Consider the following 23,788-nt stretch of genomic DNA (forward strand, 5'->3'; position numbering starts at 1 on the left):
GGGCGTCGCCGGTGGGCCTGCTGGCGCAGGCGCGGCGGGCGATGGCGTCGTGGGCCGAGATCCAGACCCACGATGCCGCTTCGGCCTTTCATGAATATCGGACGCGCCTCGTCTCGCCGCTGATGCGGCGTATTCTCTTGGTCAATGCCCTGCCGCTGATGCTGCTGGCGCTGACGCTGTTCTATCTCAACCAGTTTCAGAACAGCCTGCTGGAGGCCGAGGTGATGGCGCTGCGCGAGCAGGCGCGCATCTATGCCGGCGCGCTGGGGCAGAACGCGGTGACCGCCAGCCGTGGGGGCGACCCGGCGCTGGATGCCGCGCAGGCGCGGCCGCTGCTGCTGCGGCTGACCGAACCCAGCCCCAGCGCCCATGCGCGGCTGTTTGCGCCGGACGGGCAACTGGTGGCGGATAGCCGGGTCGAGGCGGCGGCGGTCCGGCATCGCCGGGTGCGCGGGCAGATCGATGCCCAGCCCCTGCCCTCGCCCGTTGCCGGCGATGACGGCGACGACCGGGTTGTGGATACCGCCGTCAATGTGGGGTTTGTCGAACGGTTCTATGACCGGCTGCTGTCGATGCTGCCGACCCTGTCGGGTACGCGGATCATCACGCTGGATACGCCCGATAGCGATCCTTCGGTCCAGCCCATGGCGGGCGGCGGCAAGGCTGCGCCGGAAATGCCGCCCTATATCCGCCGTACCGCCAACCGCCATCTGATCGTGACCGTGGCCGAACCGGTGATGCATGAGGGGCAGACGGTCGGCATCATCCAGTTGACGCGTCAGGCGCGCGATGTGGATCGGTCGCTGTTCGCGGTGCGGTCGTCGATCCTGTCGCTGGTGCTGGTGGCGCTGGCCCTGACCGTGCTGCTGTCGTGGTACCTGTCGCTGACCATCGCGCGGCCGCTGCTGCGGCTGGCGGCTTCGGCCCATGTGATCCGTGAATCCTCAGGACGGTCGGACAGCGTGCCGCCGCGCCTGCTGGCCCGGCGGGACGAGATCGGCGAGGTGGCGCGGGCCTTGCAGGACAGTGCCCGCGCGCTGTGGGCGCGCATGGATGCGATCGAACGTTTCGCCGCCGATGTCAGCCACGAGATCAAGAACCCGCTGTCCTCGATCCGCTCGGCGATCGAGACCCTGCTGCGGATCGAGGACCTGAACCGTCAGCGCCGGCTGCTTTCCATCATCAATGACGATGTGCGCCGGCTGGATCGGTTGATCACCGATATTTCGGATGCCAGCCGGGTGGATGCCGAACTGTCGCGCGCGCGGGCCGAGCCGGTGGCGGTGGTGCCGATGCTGTCGGTGCTGGCCGAAATCCATCAGGCGACCCGTCGTGCGGGCCAGCCGATCCTGAGCGTCAGCGCCGGGCCGACGGACAAGCCGCTGACGGTGATGGCGGTCGAGGATCGGCTGGTGCAGGTGCTGCGCAACCTGATTGGCAATGCGATCTCGTTTTCGCCGCCGGACGGCCAGATCGTGCTCAGTGCCGCTGCTGTTGCCGGCGGGATGGTGGAGATTGCGGTGACCGACCAGGGGCCGGGTATTCCGGCCGCCAAGCTGGGCAGCATTTTCGACCGGTTCTATTCCGAGCGGCCGACCAGCGAGAATTTCGGCCAGCATTCCGGGCTGGGCCTGTCCATCAGCCGCCAGATCGTCGAGGCCCTGCGCGGTACGATCCGCGCCGAGAACCGCGTGGGGGCGGACGGGCAAGTGATGGGGGCGCGTTTCGCCGTGACCCTGCCGCGTGGCGGGGCATAGGACGGGCACCGGCCACTCCATGCATCTTCGGAGGCGTTTCATGCCGTGGTGTTCGTGATGGCATAAAATCGGACCATTGATGTAAAGAGGGAACATTCATCTGTTGTTCCGCGTTAATTCCGCTCCTGACCTGTCATATAAAGATCAAAGGAGCGGCGGTTCGCGATCCGCCTGGCGGAAATGGCAAAAGTTACAGCGGAACGGAAATTTGTCACCAAGATCGTTATAGTGGTGACGATGGGGGCGCTGGCCTTCGGATACGATACCGGTGTCATATCCGGCGCACTTCCTTTCATGATACGGCCGCCGTCACAGGGTGGGCTTGGCCTGACGCCGCTGACGGAAGGCCTGGTTACGTCCTCGCTTGTGTTGGCCGCTGCGGTGGGGTCGCTGGTCTGCGGCCATTTTACCGACCGTTATGGCCGGCGAGACAGTCTGATCGTGCTTTCGCTGGTCTTTCTTGTCGGTGCGGTCGGAACGGCCATGGCTCCTTCGATTCCGGCGATGGTGGCCATGCGCGCGGTGCTGGGGTTTGCCGTGGGCGGGGCATCGGCGCTGGTGCCGATGTTCATCTCCGAGATGGCGCCTGCCGGGAGACGGGCGACGCTTGTCAGCCAGAATGAGATGATGATCGTGACCGGCCAGTTGATTGCCTATGTGCTCAATGCCGTGCTGGCGGTGGTGTCGGATTCTCCGGCGATCTGGCGGGTGATGCTGCTGATCGCGGGCGTGCCTGCGCTGCTGCTGGGGAGCGGGCTGTTTTTCGTCCCGCGTTCTCCGCGCTGGCTGGCCAGCAAGGGGCGGCATGAAGAAGCCCGGCAGGTTCTCGATCTCATTCGTTCGAGCGACACGCAGGCCAGGAAGGAGATGGCGCAGATCATCGAGAACAACGACGAGGAGGAGAACCGGAAAGGGTGGGGTGATGTGTTCCGGGAGAGATGGATGCGCCGCCTTCTGCTCATCGGAATCGGGTTGGGATTTGCCGCGCAGTTTACGGGCGTGAACGCCTTTATGTATTTCACCCCCATCATCCTGCGCCAGACGGGCATGCAGACCGAGGCGGCGCTGACGGCGATGATCGGGAACGGGCTTGTGGCGGTGGCTGCGACGTTTGCCGGCATATGGATGATGAATCGCTACCCGCGGCGGACGATGTTCATGGGGGGATTGGGTGCGGTCGTCCTGGCGCATATGGCCCTGGGCACCGTGCTTCTACTCTTCCCCGCGGCGTCCATGACCAAGAGCCTGCTTGCCCTGGCCTGCATCCTGCTGGCCCTGCTGTTTATCCAGATGATGGTGTCGCCGCTCTACTGGCTGCTGATGTCCGAACTGTTCCCGATGCGCGTGCGGGGGGCGCTGACGGGATTGTCGGTTGCCGCGCAGTGGATATTCAATGCGACGGCATCGTTTATTTTTCCGATCATGCTGCATGCGATGGGGGCGGCCACGTTTTTCGGTTTCGCGGCCATCAATGCCTGTTCGCTGCTGTTTGTCATGAAATGTCTTCCGGAGACGAAAGGCATGACGCTTGAGGCGCTGGAACGATATCTTGAAAAGACACTCGGCGCAGGGGCCACGGGTGGAGACAATCTGCGCCGGGTGTCCTGAGAGCGGTTTGCGTTATTTTTCGTGCCCGGCCGACAGGTGGGCGTCGAGAAAATGCAGTGTCCACAGATAGGCGGCGAGCCAGTCCTGCGTGCGGAGGAAAGCGTGGCGCTCGCCGGGGAAGATGTGATCCTCGAACGGGACGTTGCGCGCCGTGAGCATGCGGGCCAGCAGGGTGGATTGTTCGAATGCGACGTTATGGTCGTCATCGCCGTGGATCAGCAGGACGGGTGCTTGCCAGTGCGCGATGTCGGCGGCGGGGGACGATCGCCATTCGGAGGCTCGTGCCCGCTGTTTTTCCTCGGGGGAGAGGCCCGGATGATCGGGTTCCGTGAGGTCGTGCACGCCGTGGAAGTCGGCGCCGGCGGCGAACAGGGCGCTGTCGCGGGCGAGGGCCAGGGCCGTCAGGTAGCCGCCCCAGCTTCCGCCCCAGATGCCGATCCGGGCCGGTGCCACGTCGGGGCGGGCGCGCAGGTAGAGGCCGGCCGCGTGGACATCGCCATATTCGCTGGCGCCGGCCCGGCCGATGCCGGGTGCGTCGCGGAAGGCCAGGCCATAGCCGGTGCCGCTGCGATAATTCACCGACAGGACGACATAACCCCGCGCCGCCAGAAGCTGGTTCATGATGTAGGCGTTGGAATAATAGCCCATGGCGTTGAAGGCCGGCAGCATCTGCCGTTCAGGTCCGCCATGGACGAAGATCAGCGCCGGATGCGGACCGGGCGTTGTGGCCGGCGGCAGGAACAGTTGGCCGTGGATGTCGTACCCGTCCGCGCCGTGGATGTGGACGATCTGGGGAGGGGCGAAGGTGAAGCCGTTCGGCACGGTGGCGGTGACGGGGGTCCGGCGGGCGCCGTTTTGCAGCACCACCGGATGGGCGGGTTGGGCGATGCCCGTGGCCATGACGGCGATGGCCTGGCCGGCCGTCGTCAGGTCCGTGACCTGCTCGTCTTCGGCGGTCAGCGGGGTGGCCGGGGTATCGTCGAGTGGTTGCGACCAGGCGCGCCAATGGTCGAGATCGCCGCTATTGGCCGTGTAGAGCAGGCGCGTGCGGTCCGCCGACAGGCGATAGGTGGCGATTTCGGCGCCGTCCGGCGTCAGGCAATGCGGGGTTGGCGGGCTGGCCGCGACCGGGAGCGCGCAGAGCCGGAGCCAGCCGCTGCCCTCCCACGGGAAGAGCAGCCGCCCGTTGCCGGTCCAGGTCAGGCCCATGCCCTCCGGTGCCCAGAAGCGGCTGCCCGCGCCTTCCGGTGCCGTCCAGAGCGTGCGTTCCGTGCCGGTGGCGATGTCGTAGGCCTGTATCGACCAGAAATGGCCCTTGCCGCGTTCGGCCGTCAGCAGGGGCGTGCGCGCCCGCACGAAGGCGATGGATCGTCCGTCCGGCGAGAAGGCCGGCATCTGGTCCTGGGCCAGGGCGGCGGGGAGGAAGACGGGGGCCTCATTGCCGGGCTTGTCCTGCCATAACGCGATGAGGGCGTGCGATCCGCGATCGATCTCGATGGCCAGACGGGTGCCGTCGGGCGACCAGTGCAGGGCGGTGATCGTGCCCGGTGTGGTCAGGACCGTGCGGGGGACGCCGCCGGCCCGGCCGACCAGCAGCGCGCCGCCATGGGCGAAGGCCAGTTGTCGGCCGTCGGGCGAGAATGTCGGTGCGTGTCCCTCCCCTGCCGTGGCGATCCGTCCGTCGGGGAGGACGACGCGCACCGTCTGCTTGCCCGGCACCGGCGCGTTGCCGGCGTTCGGCGGTGCGTCATCGGGATATTCGGGATCGCCTCCCTCGACGAAGGCGAGCATCCGCCCGTCGGGGCTGAGGGTGAGGCCCCAGAGGTCGGTTCCGTCGTCTTGCGTGTAGGCCGTGACACGGTGTGGCGCGGCGCCGCCGTCCGAGACCAGGATATTGCGGATGCCGTTGCGGCGTTCGACCCATGCCAGGCGGGGCGCGCCGGCGGCGCCGGTCAGGCCGTTGGCGTAGGGCATGGCCAGCAGGGTGGCCAGACGGGTGGCGTCTTCCGCCGGGGCAGCGTGTGCGGGGAGAATGGTGGCGGCGAACAGGGCCGACGCCGCGAGGAGAGATGATCGGACGGTCATGCGGCTTACTGTCCTGCGTCGGCGAGGGCGGTGAACAGTTCCTCCTCGACATGGGTGAAGGAGGAATAGGCACCTGGACGTTCCTGCCCGTCATCGGGGAAACCGTCGGCTGCGAACAGGAAGCCGTCGCCGGTGGCCGGGTCGTACCAGAATCCCGATTTCAGCCCGTATGCATCGCCCAGATGGCCGGCCAGGTCGCCGGAATATCCCTTGTAGGGGCGGGTCTCCCGTCCGGAGGAATCCCGCTGGCCGGTCAGCCGGATCATGCTGAGCCCGTAGCTGGCGATCGGGTACGGGCAGGCGCCGTTATGGCCGTCATACTGCCAGGTTGGCGTCAGCATCAGGTCGATGCTGTGGGGCGAGAGCAGGCGCGTGCCGTCCAGCGTGCCGTGGCCGAGCATGAAGCGCGCGAGGCGGGTCAGCCCGCGCATGGAGATGCGCAGGCCCCCCTGCGGGGAAAAAAGGGTGCCGTTGGTGCCGGGCGTATAGGCGGCCAGCGTCGCCGTGCTTCGGCTTTTGACCGGTTGCGTATCGGTCTCCGCCGCCCAGCCTGAGGGCAGGTGGTGGTAGAGCGTGGCCAGACGCTCCGGGTGGGCCAGGGCGGCCGGGTTGTAGCCGCCGTCGATTCCCAGCGGGGCCAGTACATGCGCCTGCTGGAAGCGGTCGAACCGTTCGCCGCTGGCGCGCTCCATCATCGTGCCGATCAGGCCGTAGCAGAGATTGCAGTAATCGAACCACGAACCCGGCGGGTGGCCGTCGGCATGGGCGAAATGATAGGCGGGATCGCCGGGTTTGCGCGACGGGTCGAAAAATTCCGCGATCGGGTGGCCTGGGGGGAGCGTGTAGCCGTCGGCGTCGCGGATGCTGGACGTATGATCGAGCAGCATCCGCACCGTGATCGGCACATCCGGGAAATCGGGGTTGCGGAGCGGGAAGCCCAGATAGTCGGACGCATCGTGATCGAGATTGATCCTGCCCTGTTCGACCAGTTCCATCAGTCCGATGGTCGTGACGATCTTGGAGATCGAGGCGATGCGGAAGAGTGTGTCCGGATCGACGGGGGTGGTGCCGGTCCGCGTGCGGCGGGCGAAGCCGCCATAATAGCTGTAGGCGACCTGGCCGTGGCGCAGGCGGATGGCGGCGATCGCGGCCAGTGGCCGGGCCTCGCCTTCGGCCAGCACGCGGCCGAGTGCCTGGTCGGTGGTCGTCCGTGCCTGTGCCGCCGAGGGCAGGACGGCCAGTGCGGCGAGGGCGAGGCCGCAGGCACGCGAGGTTCTCATGGCCGGGCTCCTGGCTGGAGGGTCTGGCGCCGCACGGCGGCGGTGTTGACGCCGTGTGTGCTGAAGGGGAGCTTTTGCATCGCGCCCCGCAGCCAGACGGGCAGGAAATCGGCGTAATGGGGTGAATGCGGGTCGGCCGACTGGCCGGGGAAATTGAGGAACAGCGATTGGTCCCAGTCCCCGACATCGCAGACCATCAGATAGCTCGCGCCGCCCGTTGCCGCATAGGCGTGGTCTCCGCCTGCCTGCGGGCTGTACCAGCGGGCCATGACGGTGTAGGGGTCGCCGCCGCTTTCCGCCTCGGTGCCGCCGATGGGGGGGGAAGGCCGCCGCGATCGCCGGGACGGAGGCCAGCGGGTGGCGCAGCGTGACGGTGTGCAGCGCCCCCCATCGCCAGGCGGCCGGCAGGGGGCCCAGCCGTTCGCGCAGTTCGTTGACCGCCGCGCTGAAACAGTCGGCCAGCATTCTGTCGCGTGCCTGCGCCGGGTTGGGTCCGAAGCGGGAATCGGGTGACTGGAACAGGGAAAGCTGCACCGTGGCGCCAACCGGGCCGGGCAGGAGGTCGTGCAGGGATGGCGGAATGATCAGGGCGTGCAGCGCGCGTTCCAGCCGTGTCCACCAGACTTCGTATAGGGCCGCCGCCGGGCTGTCGGCCTCCACGCGGCCGTTCCAGGCGCGCAGCAATGCGGCTTCGGTGGCGAGCGAGGGCGGGATTGCCGGCAGCAGCCGCACCATCTGCAAGGCCAGTACCGACAGCGTATCGTGTTGCAGCGCCACGCTGTCCACTAGGGTTGCGCGGGGTGTGGCGTCCAGCATCTGGGCGACGCGTTCATGGCGGAAGCGGTCGCGCCATTCGAAGCTGACGCGCCGTTCTTCCGCCGGGTAGTCCGGTGGGAGGTTCATCTCGTTCGAGGTGCCGAACCAGCCGCGCGCGGGGTTGAAGCTGCTGGGCAGGGCCTCCAGCGGTTGCAGCCCCTGCCAGTCGTATCGTCCGTTGCCCGGCGCCGGCATCAGCCCGTCATGGCCGTCTGCGCGATGGGGGAGACCGCCGGCGGCCTGCCAGCCGATATTGCCGCTGGTATCGGCATAAGTGAAATTGGTCGGGCTGGTGTGGACCCGCAATGCCTCGCGGAAGCTGGGCCAGTCATGGGCGAGATTGATGCCGATATTGGCCAGCAGGCCGTTCGCGCCGGGGGCCAGCCAGGTTGCCGAAACCGCCGTCGCGCGATGGTGCGCCGTATCCCGCGCCACCACCGGCCCCTGCACGGAATAGAACAGGCTCACCATCCGATCGGGCTCGCCGCGCACCGCGATTGTCGTTTCGACCTGCTCCATCCGCTTCCAGCCGCCCTGGTGGGCATAGCGCAGCGGGTCGCGCGGGTCGGTGTCCAGGATGAACAGGTCTTCCTGGTCGATATGGAAGTTGGTGCGTCCGAAAGCGATTTTTTCGTTATGGCCCTGCATGATGCCGGGCATGCCCGCCGATCCGCCTCCGATCACGTCCAGCCCCGGTGCCGTCAGGTGCACGACGTGGCGCGGGCCGGGCACGCCGAAATCCAGATGTGGATCGTTGGCCAGGATCGGCCGGCCGGTGGCGGTGCGTGAGGGGGCGATGATCCAGGCATTGCTGCCCTCGTTCCGCCGCCTTGTTTCGTCGCTGACCGCCGCGTGCAGGCCCTGCAATGGCAATGGAGCCTGCAACACGCCGAACAGTCCGAGATCGGCCTCGGTGATCGCGTCGACATTCAGCCCGTCCGGCACGCGCAGCGCATGGGCGGGCTCAAGCGGGGTCATGATCGTGTCGTAAGCCAGCGCGCCCCGTGCCGCCAGTCGTGCCCGGCGGATCTCCGCGCGCGTGTTGCCCGTGACTTCGGCGCGTATGCGGATCAGGTCCAGCACATCCCATGCCAGCGGCGTGCAGGCGAAGAGTGCGAATTCGGGTGGGAGCAGTGCCGGATCGGCCGTGGTTTCGGCGATCCGCGCGTTGATCCCGGCGACATAGGCGCGCGCGCATTCCTGCACCAGCGGTGGGACGGCGGCGAGTTCCTGTTCCGCGTTGCCTCGGAACAGCACCAGTCGGTTGGCGGTGTCGGAAGGGACGAAGGCCGCCCCGAAGAGTTCGGCCAGTCGGCCCAGCGAGCGGCGGTGGCCGAAATCCAGCTCCCACAGCCGGTCCCGCGCCACCAGATAACCATCTGTGAAGAAGGCGTCGGGGATGGTATGTGCCCGTACATGGGCAATACCCCAGCGATCTTCCAGAATCTCGACCGGTTGGTCGAGCCCGGAAAGGCGGTGAAGGGATGGGGCGGACCTGGGCGCGCGCATCGGCATGGACAGGGTTGCGGCGACGCTGCCAAGAAGAACCGCGCGACGGGTCGTCTGCATCGAAACCTGTTCCTTTCCTCGATAGCCTGTTTGGAGCGTCAGCTTCTTACCCGATGGCCCGGTCATCGGCTCCGGCCACGATCTCTTTCAGCCGGAGTGCCGAGCCGACCGACAGCGTGAAGCCTAGGGCACCATGCCCGACATTAAGCAGAAGATTGTCATAGCGGGTCCGCGCGATGATCGGAACGCCGGTCGGCGTGGCCGGGCGCAGGCCGGCCCATGGCGCATCCTCGCCCTGCCCCAGTGCCCCCGGCAATGTTGCTGCGACCAGGGCGCGCAGGTCCGCCAGCCGCCTTGGGTCGGGCGTGGTTTCTTCGGTGCCGATATCGACCATCGCCGCTACCCGCAGCCGGTCACCCAATCCTGCATAGACCACGCGATTGTCGTAATCCGTCACGCTGACCGATGGCAGAATGCCGGGTTGCGGCCGGGTGGTCAGGCTATAGCCTTTCAGGCCGTACAGCGGCAGGTCGAGCCCCAGCGGCCGGCCCAGTGCACGGGAGGCGAGACCTGCCGCGAGAATGACGAGATCGGTCTCGAACGGTTGTCCATCGACGCTGACGGTGCATCGGCCACCCATGCCGGGGGTGAGCCCGGCCGTGCCCCGCACCAGACGAAAGCCCGGCTGCGCCGCCAGTGCCTTGCGCAGGGCCTTGCAGAACAGGAAACAATCCCCGACTTCGTCCTCGGGCGAGAAGAGTCCGCCCGCGAGCCGGGGTTGCAATCCCGCGAACGCGGGTTCGACCGCCACGCATTCGGTTGGGGACAGCGCGCGCTGTCGGGCTGGATCGGTGATGGAGCGCGCTGCCTTGCGGAATATCGAAGCCGTCCGATACAGCACGAGTTTTCCCGGACGGCGCCACAGGAAATCTTCCAGCCCGGCATTGCGCCACACCTGGAGTTCCGTCTGCCCGCTCAGGGCAAGATCGAGCAGGATTGCGGCATTTTCGCGATTTGTCCGCCGGTTGCATGCCAGCAGGAAGGCGAGCAGCCAGCGCCACTGGCCTGGATCGGCCCGCAGCCGCAAGGCGATCGGCGAATGTGGGCGCAGCAACCAGCCCAGAGCGTCGCGCGTTACGCCGGCATCGGCCAGCGGGCTGACATAACGGTAGCTGAGTTGCCCGCCATTCGCGAAGCTGGCTTCCTGCCCGATATCCTCGCCACGCTCGATCAGCGTGATCTCGTGGCCTTCCCGAACGAGGGTGTAGGCGGCGGTGAGACCGATGACGCCGCCGCCGATGATGGTGATGGTCCGTCTGCCGGCCATGAAATTTCCGAATATCCAGAGGCTGGCCGCACTGATGCGCCGTCACGATGGGCAAAGCCTAGAAGTCCGGGAGCGTTTCAGCCAATGCAAAGAGACCGTCCTCTCATAACCTGTGGTTAACGGTTCAGTTTGATAAAAAAACGAATGGAGAGGGTATGGGGGCGGTTTCTGTTCTTTTTTGAAAAAAAGAACCAAAAAATTTTGATTCGGTCGGGAGCCTTGTGCTGGGGACGCGCGATGACCCTGAACGGATTAAAGTCTTTTTGCTTCTTTTTCTTCAGAAAAAGAAGAACTGACTTTCCTCGGGTGCAGATCCTGCGCATCGAAGCTGAAATCGGACCCGATCACACGCAGGCTCATTCCGACCACCTGGCCGGAGACATCGCGTTCGAACTGCACATAGGAATCGTCGCTGGCATCCTGTCCGCGATCGTCCCACCGGACGACGAACAGATCGTGCGGCAGGGCGGAGAGTGTGCCGGTCAGGCCATCGGCATGGCTGAATGCCATCCGCAGGTCCTGCCCTCGCCGGCTGATGGTGATCGGGCCGCGCCAGTCGTCGCGATAGGTGCCGATATAGTCCTGCTGTGTGCTTTCGGAGAGTGTGATGAACGGCCGCGCGGGTGAACCTGGGCCGGTACTGGCGGCGGCTTTCGCCTCCGCCGCGTGTGCGGCGTTCTCCGCGTCCTGCCAGTGCGCGACCCAGTCGGCGCTGGTGCCGGTTGCGACATAGGCGCTCAGCGTCGTTGCGATGGCGTAGGTCGCGTTGTGGTCGTCATGATTGGTCAGGATGACGATGCCTGTCCGGCTTTCCGGCAGGAAGGTCATGTAGCTGACCATGCCGTCGATGGTGCCGGTGTGCCAGATGCGCTTCTGACCGAAGAAATCCTCCATGAACCAGCCATAGCCATAGGCTCGGAAATGGGTTTTCGTTGCGTCCGCCGTGTCGGGCAGCGGCAGCAGCGCGTGCGGCGCCCACAGCGTATCGCGGCTGGCTTGACTGAAGATCTGCCGGCCGTCGGGTGTGCGGCCGCCGTTGAGATAGGTCTGGGCCCAGCGGGCCATGCCGTCGGCGCTGCACCAGATGCCGCCGGCGGGCGCCACGCCGGGCAACCGGAGCGCGGCCTTGTCGGGCAGGATGCCGGTTTCACCCTCGCCGGTCGCGACGTCCGTCTGGCCCTTGACTGGCGGCGTGCTCTGGCAGGCGGGCAGGCCGGCGGCGTCGATCAGCCGCTTCTGGACGATCTCTTCCCAGCTTTGCCCGGTCAGTCGCTCGACCAGCGCACCGGCTACGACATAAAGAAGATTGTTGTAGGCGTATTGGGTGCGGAACGGCGCGGTGAAGGGCATGAACGGCAGGCCGGCGAGGATTTGCGGCCGCGTGAGCGTGCTGTGCGAGAACAGCATCAGGTCTCCGGCGCCCAGCCCCATTCCGCTATGGTGGGTCAGCAGGTCCGACACGCGGAAATCCCGCGTGATCGACGGATCGGCGACGCGGAATTCCGGCATGTGGTCGATGACGCGGTCGTTCCAGTCCAGCTTGCCCTGATCGACCAGTTGCGCCAGCGCCGTGGTGGTGAACTCCTTGGTGTTTGACCCGATGGCGAACAGCGTGCGGCGATCGACCGGTGCGCTGCTCTTGTCTTCCGCGCGGCGTCCGTAGCCGTGGCTGAACACGATTTCTCCGTCATGCACCACGGCGACCGCGATCCCTGGCACGTTGAATGCCTGCCGGGCGCGTTCCACCGTCGTGCCGATTTCCTGCTCCGTTAGTCCCGGTGGCAGGGACGCGGTGTGGCCGACGCATGGCACGGACAGAAGGGCGACCGCCGAGACGGCCATCATGCATGAATGTCGGAAACGCTGGAGCATGGACGGTCCTGAATACGAAAAGTCCGGCCCTGGGGCATGGATGGGCCAAAAAGGAAAAGGAATCCATTAAGAGCACGAAATGGTTCGCGTGTCCCGTTTCGCAGATGCACCTTTCCCTTAACCTGATGTTAAAACCCTGCCGGGTGTCATTCGGCCAGCGCGGCCAGGTCGATTGCCAGCTCGTTTCGTAACAAGGCAAGGATGCTCTGCGAAATATGCGACAGTGCGTGGTCGGCGCGGAACAGGACGGTGCAGGTTACGCTGAGCGGCGGGGAGAGCGGGCGCGGCCGGGGCAGGCCCGGATGATGCAGGGCGGTCAGGGCATCCACGATGGCGCAGCCCCCGCCGAGGCGCACGAGTTCGGCCGCCATGAAATGGGTGCGCACCCGCACCGGTGGCGTGGCTGGAATGCCGGCTTCGTCCAGTGCCATGTCGAGCAGGCGGGCCGTGGGGTCGTTCTCGCTCAGCCCGATATAGCGGGCCGGGTCGATTTCGGCGACGTTGACGGGGCCTTCCCCGCCTTCGGCGTCGATCACCAGCAGGGGAATATCCGCGATATGCAGTGCGGTCAGCCCGTCGCGCGTGTAATCGCCGAACACGATCCCGAGGTCGAGATCGTGGTTGAGGATGCGGGACACGATTTCGGAGCCATGCATGGCGTCGATCGTCAGTTCCATGCCGGGATGGGCGGTGCGATAACGCTGGACTACGCGCGGCACCAGGCTCAGCCCCAGGCTCGGCACGCAGCCGATGCTGATCGAATGCCCGTCTCGCGCATAGCGCAGATTGTCGGTCAGGCGTTTAAGGTCCGACAGTTTTTCGAAAATGGCGTTGACGTGCGGCAGCATGATGCGTGCTTCGCGCGTCGGCACCAGTCGGCCGCCTGCACGCTCGAACAGCGCGAATCCCAGCGATTGCTCGGCGTAGCGCAGCACCTTGCTGGCCGCCGGCTGCGAGACGTGCAGCAGTTCGGCGGCGCGCCGGAGCGAGCCCGTCGTCATGATCGCGTAGAAGACTTCGATCTGGCGCAGGCGCATCGGGGGTCCTTGGCTTGGGGGCGTGGTTTCTGTTCTTTTTTGAAAAAAAGAACCAAAAAACGTTGATTCGTTCAGGAGCCTTGTGCTGGGGACACGCGACGGCCCAAAATGGATAAAAGCCTTTTTGCTTCTTTTTCTTCAGAAAAAGAAGAGAACAATGCGGCGTGTTTCATGACGGACAGGCCGAACGCGTCCGCGCCCCGACACGCACAGTCCTGCCGTGCGGGAGATCGTTCGCCGCCAGCAGGAACGCGACGACGGCCCGTGTGTCGTCCGGCGACAGCGTGCCGGGTGCCATCAGCGGCATGGCCCGATGGACATAGGCTTCCAGCTCCGAAACCGGTGCCCCGGCCCAGTTGGCGACGAAGCGGCCCGTCAGTGCGGGGGTTTCGAAATTGCCTTCCAGCCGTGTGCCGTGGCACATCGCGCAGGCCGTGCGATAGAGGTCCGCGCCGTGGGCCAGTTCGGCGCATGGTGCGGCGGCGGCAGCTGAGGCCATGCCGAGCGTGAGGGCGGCCATGCAGGCCGCCATTGTGCCTTTTGTGCGCATCGTCATGTCACCCGCCCACCATCGGCATGCGCGCGAACAGGTCGGCGAAGACGCCGATGGCGCGCGCGGCCTCCGCCGGGTCGGGGTGTTCGAAGGAATTGCCGACGCCGGTCATCTCGCCCAGTCCGTCCAGATCCACGGCCTGGATCATCACGCCGTCGGTCTTCGACAGCAGCGCGGCGCCCCGGTAATCGAGGCCGTAGGGGGCCTCGGGGTGGGGTGGCAGCCACGCTGTCTGGCCCCGGACGGGGACCAAGCTGTCATCGCGCCACCAGTCGCGCGCGGCATAGCCGGGGCAGTTGATGATTACCTTCTCCGGCAAGGACGTCAGGTCCTGGGGGGTGTGGAACGAGCGGATGACGATGCGGCCGCCCGCCTGGTGAAATTCGGACAGCAGCAGGTGGCCGTAGGCACCGAAATTATAGATCATCAGGGAATGCCGCCTTGCGTGCGGCGCGGCGAAGGGATTTTCCGCCGCCGGAATATCCTCGACCGCCGGGATGATGTCGCGGATCCGGCTTCCGTAGGTTGCGAAATCCTCGGTGGCGCGGGGCATCCGTCCCGGTGTGCCGGCGGGTGCCGGTCTGGCCGGCCCGTCATCGAAGGGTTTGTCGGAAAGGATGTAGTTGTCTTCGAACATGATCGGTGCGCCGGGCAGGCCGAGATAGGTGCGGTAGGTCGCCCAGGAGAACCGTGCCATCTGTTCCCACTGGTCGGCAAAGGCTGGGCCGGCGGTCTGGGTCAGGGCGATGCGAGAATCCGGCGTCCAGCTTCCGTTCGCGCGGACCGAGCGCGTGTGCGGCAGCAGGTCGCGGGTATAGATCGTGACGTCGAAGCCCGCGCGCTGTGCCGTCAGCGCGGCCGTGAGCCCGACGATGCCGCAGCCGATGACCGCGACCTTGCGGTTGAGCGTTGCCGCCACCTTGCCGACCACCAGATTGGCCGAGCCCCAGGACAGGGACCAGCCGCTGCCGCCATGGCCGTAATTATGGAAGACCGTCTTGTCGCCGATCCGCTCGACATCCAGTCGGGGGCCGGCGGCGCGGAAGGGCCGGATACAGACCTTGATGTCGGTGATCTGGTCCACACGCGGGTGCATCGGCACAAGGTGGGGCCGGTGTGGCGGCGCGAGTGCGTCGCCTGCGTCGCCCGCCGAGGCGGCGTGGGGCAGGAGGATGTGCTCCCCCGCCATCATTGCGGTCGCGCCCAGTGCGGCACCGCCCGCGAACACGCTTCGGCGCGAAAGAGTCCTGCCAGTATCCATAACCGCGCCGCGCCACCCCGCTGCATGATCGCATGCTTCTTCCTTCGCCGATCGCGGCCCGCTTAGGAAGGCCAAACTTTTCCACAGGTGATAACCCAAGGCTAACACACGGTAACTTCGGTGAATTGGTCTGATGTAGAAACGAAGATTATAATGGTATCAGAATGAGGTGGACGTGCCACCGAGGAGATCGACCGTGCCGCCATCTGGAATGCGCCTTCTGACACGCGGCGCCGTTGTCTTGTGCGCGCTGCTTCTTCTTGCCGGGCCGGCCCGGGCGGCCCGTGCATCCGCCATGGCGGACGCCGTCGCGCGCCTGACGGCCGGGCAACCGGGGGAGTTCGCCGTCTATGCCGCGCCATCGGGGCAGGCGCCGGATGTCTGCCTGCATTGTGACGAGCCGATCAATGCCGCCAGCACCATCAAGCTGCTTGTGCTCGATGCCGCCTATGCCGCCTTCCGTGACGGCACGCTGAAGCCGGATGAGGCGATCATCGTTCATAACCGTTTTCACTCGCTGGTCGGCATGGGCAGTTTTTCGCTGGACCAGAAGGAGGATTCCTACGATCCGCTCTATGCCGAGGCCGGCAGGCCGGTCACGGTGATCGAATTGCTGCGGGTCATGATCCAGTACAGCAGCAACCTCGCCACCAACCTGATGGTCGAGCGGCTGGGTGTGATCCAGATCCGTGGCGTGGTGGCGCAGCAGGGACTGGAGGGCATTACCTTCGGCCGCATGATCGAGGATTTCGATGCCGATGCCAAAGGCATCCGCAATCGCGTGACGGCGCGCGGGCTGGGCGGTTTCCTGCAGAAGCTCGACCACGGCGCGATCGTCGGCCCGGCCGAGAGCCGTGCGATGATCGGCATCATGCTTGGCCAGACCTTCAACGACCTTATCCCGCCCGGATTGCCCGGCGGTACGCTGGTGGCGCACAAGACCGGGTGGGTCAACGGCGTGCGCAATGATGCCGCGATCGTGTTTCTGCCGAACGGGGCGCACTATATCCTGGTGGAACTCAGCCGCGACCTGCCGGACGAGGCGGCGGGGATCAAGGTGCTGAATGCCATTTCCAGCACGGTCTTCAAAGCCTATCGGCGCCGTCTGGGTGGCCCGTAGCCGGCCGGCTCCTGAGCGGGCATCAGCCTGGTGGCGAGATAGAGCCGGTTCATCAGGCGCAGTTCGTCTGGTGCGCCTGGTGATGTCGGTGCGGTCTTCAGGGCCATGCCGAGCATCGTCTTCATGTTGTTGAGCACGAGGGCTGCGATATCGTCGGCCTCCTGCCGGTCCAGTTTCGGCGCGCAGGCGATCAGTGCCGCGGAAATGCCGCCCAGCGCCGTGGCCCGTGACTGCCGGCTGAGTTCGGTCCGGTCCGTGTGGACATCCATCAGGGCGGGAAGCGATTTTACGCGCGGATAGAGCGTGGCCAGAAGATCGATCAGGATATCGGCCAGTTCCTCGGGCGTAGTGCCGGCCGCGCGCTGGCCAAGTGCGTCATACGCTTCGCGCAGGATGTCAAGATGCCGACGCAGCAGGGTGTCGGCGATCGCCTCCTTGTTCGGGAAAAAGCGGTAGAGCGATCCGATCCGGGCGTCTGCCCGCTCGGCGATCGCGGCCATGGTCGTCGCCTGGTAGCCGCGTTCGGCGATCAGGTCGGATGCCGCCGCCAGCAGGTCCTCCACGCGCTGGCGGCCAACCGCGCGCTGGGGCTGCAACGCGGTGCGATCGGTCCTTGACGAAGTTGAGCCCATGCTCAAATAATGCCCCTGCTTGAGTTTATCCTCAAATTCTATCGAACCCCGCCGGAGCCGACAACGCGCCGGGGGAACGAATGCAACGATATCGGAACTGCATCATGATATCTCTTCCCGCTTCCCGGACCGCGCTGGTGTTGATCGATCTCCAGAAAGGCATTGTCGGCCGTGCGCTGGCGCCGCATCCGGGCGACGACGTGGTTGCGCGCGGCAAGCGCCTGGCCGGTCGGTTCCGGGCGGCTGGCGCGCCGGTCGTGCTGGTCAATGTCGCGTTCGCGGCCGATTTCGCCGATGCGGTGCGTACGCCGGTCGATCGGCCGTTTTCTCCGCCGCCGGATGGCTTTCCCGAGAACTGGAGTGAACTGGTGGAGGACCTGGCCGAACCGGGCGACCTGACGGTTACGAAGCGCCAGTGGGGCGCTTTTTACGGCACGGACCTGGATCTGCAACTGCGTCGGCGCGGCATTACGACGATCGTGCTCGGCGGGATCGCGACCAACATGGGCGTGGAATCCACCGCCCGGGCCGCGCATGAGCATGGCTATGCGGTGGTGGTGGCGGAAGATGCGACGTCCGCTCTGTCAGCGGACATGCATGGTTTTGCCTTCGACCATATCTTTCCGATGCTTGGCCGGGTGACGACCACCGATGCCGTCGAACTGACGGCCTGAATCGCCATCGCATGCGCAGCCCCGGCTTTTTAGCATGAGCCGCGCCCCGGATACGGGCTCGGCGCCCGGTGGGAGCGACCGCCTGCCGCGCGGTATCTGGAAAATCGCCAGTGTTGCGGCCATCGGTTCGTTCATGTCGCAGCTCGACGCCACGATCGTGAACGTCTCGCTACCGGGGTTGGCGGGAACGCTGCATGCTGCGTTCCCGACTATCCAGTGGGTCATGAGCGGTTATCTGCTGGCGCTCGCACTGACATTGCCGCTCAATGGCTGGCTGGTTGACCGCATCGGTGCCCGGGCGCTGTATCTCTGGTGTTTCGCGGCGTTCACCCTGGCATCGGGCCTGTGCGGGATGGCATGGTCGGCACCGTCGCTGATCGGGTTTCGCGTGGTGCAGGGCATGGCGGGCGGCCTGCTGGCGCCGATGGCGCAGATGCTGGTCGCCCGGGCCGCCGGTCGGCATCTGCCGCGCGTGGCCAGCATGGTGACGATGCCGATCCTGCTGGCGCCGCTTCTGGGGCCGATCGTTGCGGGAGGGATTCTGACATTTGCTTCCTGGCGCTGGATCTTTCTGTTCAACCTGCCGGTCGGCCTTCTGGCTTTTGCGCTCGCGTGGCGTTTTCTGCCCGATGACAGGCAGCAGACGTGCCCGCGTGCGCTCGATCTGACCGGTCTGGCGCTGCTCTCGCCGGCTCTTGTGTTCTTTCTTTACGGAATCGATCGTCTTGGCCAGCGCATGGGGGGGTACCCTGGTGTGTGGCGGGCTGCTGCTTTTCGTGCTGTATGGCGCGTGGGCGCATCGGAAGGGTGATGATGCCCTGATCGATCTGCGGCTGTTCGGAGGACGGGTTTTTTCCGCTTCGGTCGCCACGATGTTCCTGCTGAACGGCGCCCTGTTCGCGGGGCAGATGCTTGTGCCCGTCTGGCTGATCCACGGATGCGGTCTGTCGCCCGACCGGGTTGGCTGGCTGATGATGCCGATGGGGCTGGGCATGATGTGCACCTATCCGTTGATGGGGCGTCTTACGGACCGGTTCGGTATCCGGAGACTGACGAACTGCGGCGCGCTGGCGGCATTTGCGGGGGCTCTGCTGCTTGTGTTTCTTGCCCTGCGTGGGGCAGCTTTTTCACTGCTGGCTGGCGCACTGTTTCTGCGGGGGGCCGGGATGGGGGCGATTGGCATTCCGTCCATGAGCGCGGGATATGCCTCGGTGAAGCGGGAGGACCTGCCGGTTGCGACCACGGCGCTGAATATCGTGCAGAGGCTGGGCGGCCCGATCTGGACGACGCTGTGCGCGATGACGTTGGGTGGGCAGGCATCCGCCAGCCCGTTCATGGCATCGCGGGCCTTTGGCCTGGCGTTCGGTCTGCTGTGCGTGCTGCATGCGGGCCTGTTCCTTGTAACCCGACTGCTGCCCGTGCGGCTGGTCGGGAAAGGAGGCGGATCGGCGCCGGGTTGACGCAATGATTTCATTATTCATCAAAAAGCGTTCTGCACAGCATTGCGGAGGTTTTCGTCTTTATATCAATTGGGAATTCAGGTTTGATTATGTGATCAATTTTTTCGAATTGACGCGAATTATCGTGGATCTTTATGTTGATATAGTTGGCATGAGATTTGCGGGTGGAACACAATGCGCGGAATCGTTCTCGATTATGACCCCAGGAATGGAGAAGGATTGATCAGCGGGGACGATAATAATCGTTATAAATTCAAGGGAATGAGCGTAAAGTCTGATTTTTCATTCCTGAAAAGCGGCGCGAGGGTCGATTTTGATCAGAGCAATGGCGAGGCGTTCTCGATATTTGTTCTGCGTGATCAGACAGTGGGCGGTATCAATATAGATATCAATACATCAGGAGAGAAGTCGAAGGTCGTTGCTGGTCTTTTGGCGATTTTCCTGGGTGGGTTCGGGATTCATAAATTTTATCTGGGATACAACAAAGCCGGCATCGTCATGCTGCTTATTACGATGTTCGGATTTCTGTTTTTTGGTATCCCTGGTGCGGTTATCTGGCTGATCGCCTTTATCGAGGGCATTATCTACATTTCGAAGTCCGATCAGGATTTCTTCGAGACGTATGTCGCCCATCAGAAGGAGTGGTTCTGAAAGCCGGTCCGGGCAGGTTCCGGGCGGATGGACTGAGCTTCCCTGGCCGGGGGCGGTCATGATCCTTTCGGTTGGGATGGCCTGAAAAGCAGGATGGCGGCGAGCATCATCAGATATTGCATGCCGATGCCCGGAATGCTGAACATGACGCCGTTATCGCCTCCGTTGAGCCATGCGGGACCGGCGACGAGCAGGTGGACGATCTGGAACGGGCTGCTGCCGGCATATGGGTCGGGCGAACCCAGGATGATGTCGGAGAAATCGGCGACGGAATGGGCGCCGACACCCAGCCAGAGAGAGCCCGTGACGCGGCGGAGGCCGCACAGCACAAGTCCCGACAGGAACAACAGGACGATTTCGACGATATTTTCGCCGTTATTGGCCAGGTGAAAGCTGGCGAAGACGAGGGATGTGGCGAGAGCGGCCGGCCACCAGCCGAATGTGTCCTGAAGGCGCTGCTGCGGATAGCCACGGAACCACAATTCTTCCGTCAATCCGACGATGGTGAGTGTGAGGGCCGAGAGCAGGATGATGGCGGCCGTGACCGGGCCGTTCCAGATCAGCCCGGTAAAGCGCAGGCCGCCGAAGAGACATTCGAATGCTCCCAGGAACAGGGCGCCGATCAGCGACAACCCGCCCCCCTGCACGATGCGCAGGAGAGCCGTCCTGTCGAGTGGAAAGCCGCAATAGGCGGCATCCTTCCGCGTCGTCGCGGCGAAGGCGCCTGTGAGGCAGCAGATCAGAAACAGCATGAACAGTTCGTGGAGGCATAGATTGCCCAGCTTTGCGGTGGTGTGCGCGGCAGGGGACGAGCCTGACCCGTCGGATAGCAGGAGAGCATCCGGCAGGTGGATATATTTGAATGCCACCAACGAAAGAACGAAATACCCCACGACGGGAGCGATGCCTGGCAGGGTCTTTCGCAGAGAGAGCGGCATGAACGGGTCCCGGAATGATGTGTTCCAGGGTAGCATCGTCCTGCCTGGCGTGACAGCCGCCTGGAGCGGAGACTACCTGAGCGCGCGTGCAGTCGGGCAGGTGGAAAGGCCCTAACCCGGCGCGTTGCCGTAGCGTCGATAGACCAGCGGCGGCGGCGTCTCCGGCAGGTCGGCGAGGATCTTGCTGATCCGGGCGTGGTCGGGCGAGCGGGTGCAGACCGGGTCGGTGGCTGCGGCGTCGCCCAGCAGGGCCAGGGCCTGGCAGCGGCAGCCGCCCCAGTCCTGCTCGCGCAGGTCGCAGCCACGGCAGGGTTCTGGCATCCAGTCCGTGCCGCGAAACAGGCGGAACAGGGGGGCGTCGGCCCAGATGGCGGCCAGACTGTCGGTGCGGATGTCGGGGATGGGGACGCTCTTGATCGTCTCGGCGGCGTGGCAGGGCAGGACGTGGCCGGTGGGGGAGATATTGACGAAGCGTCGACCCCAGCCGCCCATGCAGGGCTTGGGCTGGTCGGCATAGTAGTCGGGGGTGACGTAGTCGATCGCGAGTGTTCCGGCGAGCCGGGTGCGCGCGTCTTCGACCGCCCGGGTGGCTTCTTCGAGCTGGGCGCGGCTGGGCATGAGGGCGGCGCGGTTGACCAGCCCCCAGCCATAATACTGGGTGTGCGCGATTTCGGCCCTGCGGGCGCCCAGTTCTACCGCCAGATCGAGCATGCGCCCGATGCGACCGACATTGCCGCGATGAATGACGAAATTGGTCGTCAGCGGCATGCCTTCGGCCACGATCAGGCGCGCGGCGGCCAGCTTCTTTTCCTGCGCGCCGGGCATGCCGCCCATGGTCTCGGCCGGTGCCGTGTCCACGTCCTGGAACGAGAGCTGCACATGGTCCAGCCCGGCCTCGGCCAGTTGGGCCAGGGTGGCTTCGGTGAGGAGCACGCCGGAGGTGATGAGGTTGCTGTACAGCCCCAGCGATGCCGCGTGGCGCACCAGTTCGGGCAGGTCGCGCCGGGCCATCGGCTCGCCGCCGGAGAAATGGACCTGCAACACGCCCAGTTCCGCCGCCTGCTCCAGCACGCGGAGCCAGTCGTCGGTGCCGAGTTCGCCCTCCCGCCCGTCCAGCGCCAGCGGGTTGGAGCAATATGGGCATTGCAGCGGGCAGCGATGCGTCAGCTCGGCCAGCAGGCTCATCGGCGGCGGGACGGGCGGGTTGCTCATGCCGTCAGCACCTGCCGCTGGGCGAGGCTGGCGATCATCTCCAGCACGTCGTGGGCGATGACGGGGCGGGGGGCGGCGAAGCGCTCGGCCAGGATGTCGATGATGGCGGAGACAGGGCGGGTGCCGTCCACCAGTTGCAGGATCTCGGCGGCGATCGGGTCGGCGATGAAGGCGCGTTCGGGCGCCTGGATCACCCATTGGTCGCGCACCCGGTCATGTTGCAGGCGGGTGCCGCGCAGGAAGCGGACGACCGTTTCCTCGTCGACGGGTGGCGGTGTGGGGGCGCCGGTCATGAGGCTTGGGGCGTGAAGGCGCCGGGCGGGATGCGGCCGGGGACGACATAGGCGTAATCCAGTGCATCGAGCATCGACCACAGCACGGCGCATTTGAAGGTCAGCGCGTCCAGCACCGCTTTCTGCTCGGCAGCGGTGCGGGCATGTTCGCGCACATAGGCCAGGGCGAAGTCGGAATCACGCGGGGCCTGGGTCAGCCGGGGCTGGAAATAGGCCAGCGTTTCGGGCGTGACGAAATCATAATGGCGCAGCATGCCCGACACGCGCTCGCTGATGATGGTGGGCGAGAACAGTTCGGTCAGCGACGAGGCGATGGCTTCCAGGATCGGGCGGTCGCGGACGAACTCTACATAGGCATCGACGGCGAAGTGGGTGGCGGGGAGCAGGCCCGCCAGTGATTCGACATAGGTGCGGTCCAGCCCGACGCCATCGGTGAGTTTCAGCCAGCGGGCGACGCCGCCGGTGCCCGGCGCGTCGCCGTCGTGATCGACCAGCCGCCGCCGCCATTCGCGGCGCAGGTCGGCCGTCGGCAGGCGGGCCAGCAGGGTCGCGTCCTTGGCGGGGATGCGGCACTGGTAATAGTAGCGGTTGAGTGCCCAGGCCTGGACCTGGCCTTTTGTCAGGCGCCCGTCATGCAGGGCCCGGTGGAACGGATGCAGGTTGTGGTAGCGCTCGGCACCGATGGCGCGGAGCGCGGCCTCCAGGTCGTCGGGAGAGAGCGGGCGGTCCGTCATGCCGTTATCCTCATGCCATCGAAGGCCACGTCCCATCCGGCTGCGTTGGCCGAGGCGCGCTCCGGGCTGTCGGCCAGCAGGACGGGGTTGGAATTATTGATGTGGATCAGGATTTTGTGCCCGATTTCCAGATCGGACAGTGCGCTGATCGTACCGTCCGGACCGCTGACCGACATATGGCCCATGCGCTGGCCGGTCTTCTGCCCCAGCCCGGCGCGGAGCATCTCGTCGTCGGTCCAGAGCGTGCCGTCGAAGAACACGATGTCCGCCCCCCGCAGACGGGCCCGCAGCGCGTCGGTCATGCGTGCGCAGCCGGGAATGAAGAAGACATGGCGTGTGCCGTCGGTGATCGCCAGCCCCACCGTCTCGCCATTCTCGACGATGGCCGCAGGATCGGGGCCGGTTTCGGCGTAGAGCGGCACTTTGCCGGGCACCGCGAAGGGGGTGATCGTCAGCCCGGCCGGGGTGCCGTCGGGCAGCGCCAGCGCGTAGGGCACGTCCAGCGCCAGCGGCAGGCGCGGTACGATGGAACGGTCCAGGGCTTCGAAGATCGGGTTGGCATCCAGCAGGTCCAGCACCGGGCGCGTGCCCAGCAGGGTGAAGGGCTGGCGCTCGCGCAGGGTCAGAAGGCCGGTCACGGTATCGACCTCGCCGCCGGTCAGGATGACCCCGGCGATAGGGGTGGAGCGCAGGCCGTCCCGTGGGTGCAGGGCTGGTGTCTGGCCGATCTGCGCGCGCAGGTCTGGCGAGGCGTTGACGACGAACCAGTGCGCGCCGTCGCCGCTGATGGCGATCGAGGCCTGGGTTCGGGGCAGGGCGTCGGGGTCGCCCGATCGGGCGCGCCGGCATCCGGCTGCGTTGGAATTCCATTGCGGAAAGCCGCCGCCAGCGGCCGCGCCGAGAACGATGATGTCGATCATGGCGCAGATATCTAGAACAGAAACGCCGCCCGCACGAGGCTGGGCGGCG

19 protein-coding genes and 2 pseudogenes are annotated in these 23,788 nt (G+C 65.6%); 6 read left to right on the forward strand and 15 right to left on the reverse strand.

All coding sequences use genetic code 11. The features are described from left to right. The first annotated feature begins 41 nt into the window (after window positions 1-41). Together C7453_RS00780 and C7453_RS00785 are read left to right on the forward strand one after the other, a co-directional pair. Window positions 42-1,757 (forward strand): stimulus-sensing domain-containing protein, encoded by a 1,716-nt coding sequence (locus C7453_RS00780; RefSeq protein WP_114725949.1) that lies wholly within the window; start codon window positions 42-44, stop codon window positions 1,755-1,757. A gap of 237 nt (window positions 1,758-1,994) precedes the next feature. Beyond that, window positions 1,995-3,365, forward strand: a complete 1,371-nt coding sequence (locus C7453_RS00785; protein WP_245948742.1) for a sugar porter family MFS transporter — start codon at window positions 1,995-1,997, stop codon at window positions 3,363-3,365. Between the two features lie 12 nt (window positions 3,366-3,377). Here C7453_RS00785 and C7453_RS00790 read toward each other — a convergent pair whose 3' ends face one another. The 9 genes and pseudogenes from C7453_RS00790 to C7453_RS00825 form a co-directional block, all read right to left on the reverse strand. Next, the gene (locus C7453_RS00790) at window positions 3,378-5,450 is read right to left on the reverse strand and encodes a S9 family peptidase (protein WP_114725157.1); all 2,073 of its coding nucleotides are present in this window, start codon (window positions 5,448-5,450) and stop codon (window positions 3,378-3,380) included. Between the two features lie 5 nt (window positions 5,451-5,455). Then, window positions 5,456-6,730 (reverse strand): serine hydrolase domain-containing protein, encoded by a 1,275-nt coding sequence (locus C7453_RS00795; RefSeq protein WP_114725159.1) that lies wholly within the window; start codon window positions 6,728-6,730, stop codon window positions 5,456-5,458. Continuing rightward, window positions 6,727-6,999 (reverse strand): penicillin acylase family protein, encoded by a 273-nt coding sequence (locus tag C7453_RS19565; RefSeq protein WP_259648894.1) that lies wholly within the window; start codon window positions 6,997-6,999, stop codon window positions 6,727-6,729. The genes C7453_RS00795 and C7453_RS19565 overlap by 4 nt, the downstream gene beginning before the upstream one ends. Window positions 7,000-7,108: 109 nt before the next feature. Further along, window positions 7,109-9,181 (reverse strand): annotated as a pseudogene (locus C7453_RS00800) (penicillin acylase family protein); the annotation flags it as partial. After that, entirely contained in the window at window positions 9,162-10,382 is a 1,221-nt protein-coding gene (locus tag C7453_RS00805) for an FAD-dependent oxidoreductase (RefSeq protein WP_114725161.1), read from the reverse strand. The pseudogene C7453_RS00800 and the gene C7453_RS00805, both read right to left, overlap by 20 nt. 252 nt (window positions 10,383-10,634) lie before the next feature. Continuing rightward, the gene (locus C7453_RS00810; protein WP_245948677.1) at window positions 10,635-12,254 is read right to left on the reverse strand and encodes a serine hydrolase; all 1,620 of its coding nucleotides are present in this window, start codon (window positions 12,252-12,254) and stop codon (window positions 10,635-10,637) included. Window positions 12,255-12,400: 146 nt separating this feature from the next. Beyond that, on the reverse strand, window positions 12,401-13,291 hold the full coding sequence (locus C7453_RS00815) for a LysR family transcriptional regulator (RefSeq protein WP_114725163.1): 891 nt from the start codon (window positions 13,289-13,291) through the stop codon (window positions 12,401-12,403). Between the two features lie 169 nt (window positions 13,292-13,460). Further along, window positions 13,461-13,847, reverse strand: a complete 387-nt coding sequence (locus C7453_RS00820) for a c-type cytochrome (RefSeq protein WP_114725165.1) — start codon at window positions 13,845-13,847, stop codon at window positions 13,461-13,463. A gap of 1 nt (window position 13,848) precedes the next feature. Next, window positions 13,849-15,105, reverse strand: a complete 1,257-nt coding sequence (locus C7453_RS00825; protein ID WP_245948679.1) for an FAD-dependent oxidoreductase — start codon at window positions 15,103-15,105, stop codon at window positions 13,849-13,851. Between the two features lie 196 nt (window positions 15,106-15,301). On the opposite strand from C7453_RS00825, the gene C7453_RS00830 reads away from it, so the two are divergent. Next, window positions 15,302-16,225, forward strand: coding sequence for a serine hydrolase (locus C7453_RS00830; protein WP_245948681.1), 924 nt, complete (start codon window positions 15,302-15,304; stop codon window positions 16,223-16,225). On the opposite strand, the gene C7453_RS00835 is transcribed toward C7453_RS00830, so the two are convergent. Beyond that, a complete protein-coding gene (locus C7453_RS00835; RefSeq protein WP_114725170.1) occupies window positions 16,198-16,857 on the reverse strand; it encodes a TetR/AcrR family transcriptional regulator in 660 nt (219 codons plus the stop codon). The genes C7453_RS00830 and C7453_RS00835 overlap by 28 nt on opposite strands. Window positions 16,858-16,961: 104 nt before the next feature. Between C7453_RS00835 and C7453_RS00840 the strand changes: the two genes are divergently transcribed. The 3 genes and pseudogenes from C7453_RS00840 (at window position 16,962) to C7453_RS00850 (ending at window position 19,642) form a co-directional block, all read left to right on the forward strand. Continuing rightward, window positions 16,962-17,531 carry a hydrolase gene (locus C7453_RS00840; protein ID WP_114725955.1) on the forward strand — a complete coding sequence of 190 codons (570 nt, stop codon included), beginning with the start codon at window positions 16,962-16,964 and terminating at the stop codon, window positions 17,529-17,531. Between the two features lie 34 nt (window positions 17,532-17,565). Then, a pseudogene (locus C7453_RS00845) lies at window positions 17,566-18,991 on the forward strand (DHA2 family efflux MFS transporter permease subunit). A 174-nt stretch (window positions 18,992-19,165) separates the two neighbouring features. Further along, the gene (locus tag C7453_RS00850; RefSeq protein ID WP_114725172.1) at window positions 19,166-19,642 is read left to right on the forward strand and encodes a TM2 domain-containing protein; all 477 of its coding nucleotides are present in this window, start codon (window positions 19,166-19,168) and stop codon (window positions 19,640-19,642) included. A 56-nt stretch (window positions 19,643-19,698) separates the two neighbouring features. Here the strand turns inward: C7453_RS00850 and C7453_RS00855 are convergent, their stop codons facing one another. The 5 genes from C7453_RS00855 to pqqB form a co-directional block, all read right to left on the reverse strand. Further along, entirely contained in the window at window positions 19,699-20,580 is an 882-nt protein-coding gene (locus tag C7453_RS00855; RefSeq protein WP_170143073.1) for a CPBP family intramembrane glutamic endopeptidase, read from the reverse strand. Between the two features lie 111 nt (window positions 20,581-20,691). Next, on the reverse strand, window positions 20,692-21,792 hold the full coding sequence (gene pqqE, locus C7453_RS00860) for a pyrroloquinoline quinone biosynthesis protein PqqE (protein ID WP_114725177.1): 1,101 nt from the start codon (window positions 21,790-21,792) through the stop codon (window positions 20,692-20,694). Continuing rightward, a complete protein-coding gene (gene pqqD / locus C7453_RS00865; protein WP_114725179.1) occupies window positions 21,789-22,085 on the reverse strand; it encodes a pyrroloquinoline quinone biosynthesis peptide chaperone PqqD in 297 nt (98 codons plus the stop codon). Before pqqD ends, pqqE begins: the two co-directional genes overlap by 4 nt. Beyond that, a complete protein-coding gene (gene pqqC / locus C7453_RS00870) occupies window positions 22,082-22,819 on the reverse strand; it encodes a pyrroloquinoline-quinone synthase PqqC (RefSeq protein WP_114725181.1) in 738 nt (245 codons plus the stop codon). Before pqqC ends, pqqD begins: the two co-directional genes overlap by 4 nt. Beyond that, window positions 22,816-23,739: a pyrroloquinoline quinone biosynthesis protein PqqB gene (gene pqqB / locus C7453_RS00875; protein WP_114725183.1), complete on the reverse strand. Its 924-nt coding sequence runs from the start codon at window positions 23,737-23,739 to the stop codon at window positions 22,816-22,818. Before pqqB ends, pqqC begins: the two co-directional genes overlap by 4 nt. Window positions 23,740-23,788 lie beyond the last annotated feature (49 nt).

Source organism: Gluconacetobacter liquefaciens, assembly GCF_003350405.1.
GTDB classification, from domain to species: domain Bacteria; phylum Pseudomonadota; class Alphaproteobacteria; order Acetobacterales; family Acetobacteraceae; genus Gluconacetobacter; species Gluconacetobacter liquefaciens.